This window comes from Pseudomonas sp. RL, assembly GCF_000647775.1.
GTDB classification, from domain to species: domain Bacteria; phylum Pseudomonadota; class Gammaproteobacteria; order Pseudomonadales; family Pseudomonadaceae; genus Serpens; species Serpens flexibilis.
The window spans coordinates 1-4,393 of the sequence record NZ_JBOY01000047.1; the positions used below are offsets into that span (position 1 = coordinate 1).

General features: G+C 70.9%; 3 protein-coding genes. 1 reads left to right on the forward strand and 2 read right to left on the reverse strand.

All coding sequences use genetic code 11. The features are described from left to right. The coding region (locus tag AS93_RS0108635) for a transposase (protein ID WP_027590247.1) at positions 1–508 on the forward strand (508 nt) is incomplete at its 5' end. A gap of 38 nt (positions 509–546) precedes the next feature. On the opposite strand, the gene AS93_RS19000 is transcribed toward AS93_RS0108635, so the two are convergent. Both AS93_RS19000 and mgtA read right to left on the reverse strand, forming a co-directional pair. After that, the gene (locus AS93_RS19000; protein ID WP_218185750.1) at positions 547–822 is read right to left on the reverse strand and encodes a hypothetical protein; all 276 of its coding nucleotides are present in this window, start codon (positions 820–822) and stop codon (positions 547–549) included. 52 nt (positions 823–874) lie between these two features. Then, positions 875–4,378, reverse strand: coding sequence for a magnesium-translocating P-type ATPase (gene mgtA, locus AS93_RS19005; RefSeq protein WP_081798258.1), 3,504 nt, complete (start codon positions 4,376–4,378; stop codon positions 875–877). Between the last annotated feature and the right edge of the window lie 15 nt (positions 4,379–4,393).

Sequence of the window (4,393 nt, forward strand, 5' to 3'; positions counted from 1 at the left end):
GACCGGGCGCGCCGACATGGCGCTGAACCTGATCAACAAGCTCTACGGCATCGAACGGGATCTGAAAGAGGCTAACGACAGCGAACGCCTGAGTGCCCGTCAGCAACGCAGCGTGCCGATCCTCGACCAGCTCAAGGCCTGGCTGGACAAGACCCAGCCGCAGGTCGCCGGGCAGACCGCCCTGGGCAAGGCGGTCAACTACCTGGCCAGCAACTGGAGCAAGCTGGTGCGCTATGTCGAAGGCGGCCACCTGCCGATCGACAACAACCGCGCCGAGAACGCCATCCGCCCGTTCGTCATCGGCCGCAAGAACTGGCTGTTCAGCGACACCCCGCAAGGCGCCACGGCCAGCGCACAGATCTACAGCCTGATCGAAACCGCCAAGGCCAACGGCCAGGAGCCCTACGCCTGGCTGCGCCAGGTGCTTGAACGTCTGCCCAGCGCGCGCAGCGTCGAGGACTACGAAGCGCTGCTGCCATGGAACTGCGCTCCGAACTCGGCGTCCTGAAGAGCACCCCGTCCTGGCGGACGGGGTTTATGGAGCGCTTACAAGCGCAGCATCAGGCGGTTGACCTGCTGCGTGGCTGGCGTCAGTTGCGGAAAGCGCTTTAACAAGGCCGTTCCGTAGCGCCGGCCCATGAAGAGCCAGAGCTGATCGCCCAGCGTGCCGCCGCAGAAGGCGATGAGGACGATCCAGGGAAATGACAGATACCCCTGGTGCGCGGCGAATCCAGCCAGCAGCAAAACCGTTTCGCCCTCGAAGAGCGCGCCGGCGAATACCGCCAGATAGCCGTAGTCGGCGACCAGTTGCGTCAGCGTCATCCGGTTGTCCTCCGGCTGCCACGCGCTGGCAGGCCGTCACATCCGGGGTTGCTCATGGCGGCCACGGCTGCCCCCGATGCCGCCGCGCCGCCCGTGTCGGCCGGCGCGCTTTAGCCAGCAGATGGCGCTTAACCCATTCGGAGGTGGCGGCGTAGAGCAGGGTGAGGGTCAGGATCGCCGCCAGCAGCGGCCAGGGCAGGGGCACCAGGTCGAACCAGCCGCCCACCGGGGTGTAGGGCAGCAGCAGGGTGAGCAGCATCACCGCCAGGGTGCTGATCAGCAGCAACCGGCCGGGGCGGCTGCGGTAGAAGGGCTTGTAGGTGCGCACCACGAAGATGATCGCCAGTTCGGTGAGCAGCGATTCCACGAACCAGCCGCTGCGAAACAGCGCCGGCTGGTCGCCGGCCACGTAGAACAGCAGCCCGAAGGTCAGCGCGTCGAACAGCGAGCTGGTCAGGCCGAACGCCACCATCACGTTGCGCACCTCGCGCAGGTTCCAGTGGTGCGGGGTGCGTTCCCACTCGGGGTCCACGTGGTCGCCGGCCAGGGTCATGGCCGGCAGGTCGGAGAGGAAGTTGTTGAGCAGGATCTGCTTGGCCAGCAGCGGCAGGAACGGCAGCAGCACCGAGGCCAGCGCCATGCTGATCATGTTGCCGAAGTTGGCGCTGGTGGTGATGAAGATGTACTTGAGGGTGTTGGCGAAGGTGCGCCGGCCCTCATCGATGCCCAGGCGCAGCAGGTCCAGGTCGTGGCGCAGCAGCACGAAGTCGGCGGCCTCGCGGGCCACGTCGGCGGCCTGGTCCACCGAGATGCCGACGTCCGCCGCGTGCAGCGCCGGGGCGTCGTTGATGCCGTCGCCGAGAAAGCCCACCACGTGGCCGGTCTTCTGCAGGGCGAGGATGATGCGCTCCTTCTGGCTGGGGTCGACCTCGGCGAACAGCGCAACCTGCGGCACGCGGTGCAGCAGTTCGTCGTCCTTCATGCGCAGCAGCTCGCCGCCGGTGATCAGCTGTTCGGCGTCCAGGCCCACCGCCTCGGCCACATGGCGGGTCACGCGGCGGTTGTCGCCGCTGATGATCTTCACCTGCACGCCCAGCCCGGCGAGCCGCTGCAGGGTGTCGGCCACGCCGGGTTCCGGCGGGTCGAAGATCAGCAGGAAGCCCTCGAAATCCAGCGCGCGCTCGTCGGCCACCGTGCAGCCGGTTGCGCCCGGCAGCGCGCGGCTGGCCACGCCCAGCACCCGGTAGCCCTGGGCGCTCCATTCGGCGAAGCGGGCATCCAGTTGTGCGCGGTGCGCGGCGTCCAGCGGCTCGCCGTGCACGTGGTCGCAGGCGTCGAGCACCTTGTCCAGCGCGCCCTTGACGATCAGCAGCGGCGCGCTCGCCGGCTCGGCCACCAGCACGCCGAGGCGCTTGCGCACGAAGTCGTAGGGGTTTTCGTCGAGCTTGCGGTAGCCGTCCAGCGGCACCTGCCGCTCCTGTGCGGCGGCGCTGATCGCCTCGTCCAGCGGGTTGGCCATGCCGGTCTGCAGCCCGGCGTTGAGCGCCGCCAGCAGCAGGCAGCGCGGCGACGGCTGGCCCTCGGCGTCCAGCGCGGCGTCCAGGCGCGCCACGCCCTGGGTGAGGGTGCCGGTCTTGTCGCTGCACAGCACGTCCATCGCGCCGAGGTTCTCGATGGCGTTGAGATGGCGCACGATCACCCCCTGGTGGGCCATGCGCTGCGCGCCCTGGGCGAGGGTGATGCCCAGCACCGCCGGCAACAGCTCCGGCGACAGGCCGACCGCCAGGGCGATGGCGAACAGCAGGGTGTCCACGGTGGGCCGCTGCAGCAGGATGTTGGCGGCCAGCACGCCGAGCACGATCAGCAGCATCACCCGCAGCAGCAGCGCGCCGAAGTGGCGCAGGCCGCGTTCGAACTCGGTTTCCGGCGGGCGCAGGGTCAGGCTCTGGGCGATGCGCCCGTACTCGCTGGCCGCGCCGCTGCGCACGGCCAGCAGCCGGGCGGTGCCGCTGCGCAGCGAGCTGCCCATGAACAGGCAGTTGCTGCGCTCGGCCAGGCTGGCATCGATCTTCGCCACCCCGGGCAGCTTCTGCACCGGCGCCGATTCGCCGGTCAGCAGGCCCTGGGCGACGAAGCAGTCGCGCGCCTCCAGCAGCAGGCCGTCGGCGGGCACCAGGCTGCCGGCGGACAGCTCCACCACGTCGCCCGGCACCACCTGGCTGGCGGGAATCTCCCGCAACTGGCCGTCGCGACGCACCTTGGCGGTGAGCGCCACCTGCGCGCGCAACGCTTCCACCGCCCGCGAGGCGCGCCGTTCCTGCAGGGCGGTGAGCAGGGCACTGAGCAGGATGATCGCCAGCACGATCAGCGCGTCCAGCCACTCCGCCACCACCAGCGACACCCCGCAGGCCACCACCAGGATCAGCATCAGCGGGTTGTACAGCTGGGTCAGGAAGGTGCGCCCCAGCCCCGCCGTCCGCCCGCGCGCCAGCTGCGTCGCCGCCGGATGGCGCGCCAGCCGGGCGGCGTCCAGGCCGTCCGGGGTGCTGTCCAGTTGGCGGAAGGCCTGCTCGGGGCTCCAGCTCCACCAGGGTTCGTCGTCCGCGGCGGGCGTGGGTGTCGTGTTCCGGGTGGCGCCGCGCGCCAGCAGCAGGCCCGGCAGCATCGGCAGCCAGAAGCTCAGGCCCCGAAACAGCAGGGTCGCCGACAGCGCCACCGGCACGCTGATGCCGGCCCAGCTCAGGGTGGTGATCAGCGCGGCCTCGAACAGCCCCAGCCCGCCGGGTGTCACGCCGATGCTGCGCAGCACGCTGGCCAGCATGAGGCCGGCGAACACGCTGGCCCAGCTGGGGCTTTCACCCAGCGCCAGGATCAGCACCCACAGCGTCGTGGCGTCGAGCAGCACGATGCCCAGGTCCAGGCCGGTGGCGGTGAGCAGCAGGCGCGGGTTGCGCACCAGTCGGGCATCGGCCTGTGCCAGCACGGCCAGCGGCCGCTGCAGCCATTGGCCGCCCGGCAGCCGGCTCAGGCGCGCCGGCAGCGGATGCCCGGCCAGCAGCGCCACGGCCAGACCCGCCCCGAGGGTGCCGAGCACGAACAGGCCGCCGGCGAGCAGCAGCAGGCGGGTGGCGTGGCCTTCCAGCACCGTGACCGCCAGCGCGGCGGCCAGGCTCGCCACGTAGGCCAGCAGGTAGGCGGTCAGGCTCACCGCCAGGCAGGCCATCACCACCGGGCGGCGGATGCCGTGGCGTTCGAAGGCCGCAGTGGCGGCCAGGGTGCCGCTCAGGCCGTAGCTGGGCAGCGCCTGGTCGATGAACAGCTTCATCAGGCCGAGCCGCGCGCCCTGCCAGAGCGACAGCTCGGCCTGGCCGGCATGGGCCACCCGTCGGTACAGCTGCCCCTGGGCCAGGTAGGTCATTGCCTGCAGCAGCACGGCCAGCAGCAGCCAGCCCGGCTGCAGCCGCGCCAGTTGCTGCGCGAAGGCGTGCACCTCGCTCAGGTGCAGCGCCACCGTCACCACCGCCGCCAGTCCGGCGGCGCCCAGCAGCCAGCCCAGCCAGTGGCGGGCCGG

Coding starts and splice junctions, on each gene's coding strand:
- AS93_RS19000 (WP_218185750.1), bottom strand. CDS start 822: ATGACGCTGACGCAACTGGTCGCCGACTACGGCTATCTGGCGGTATTC.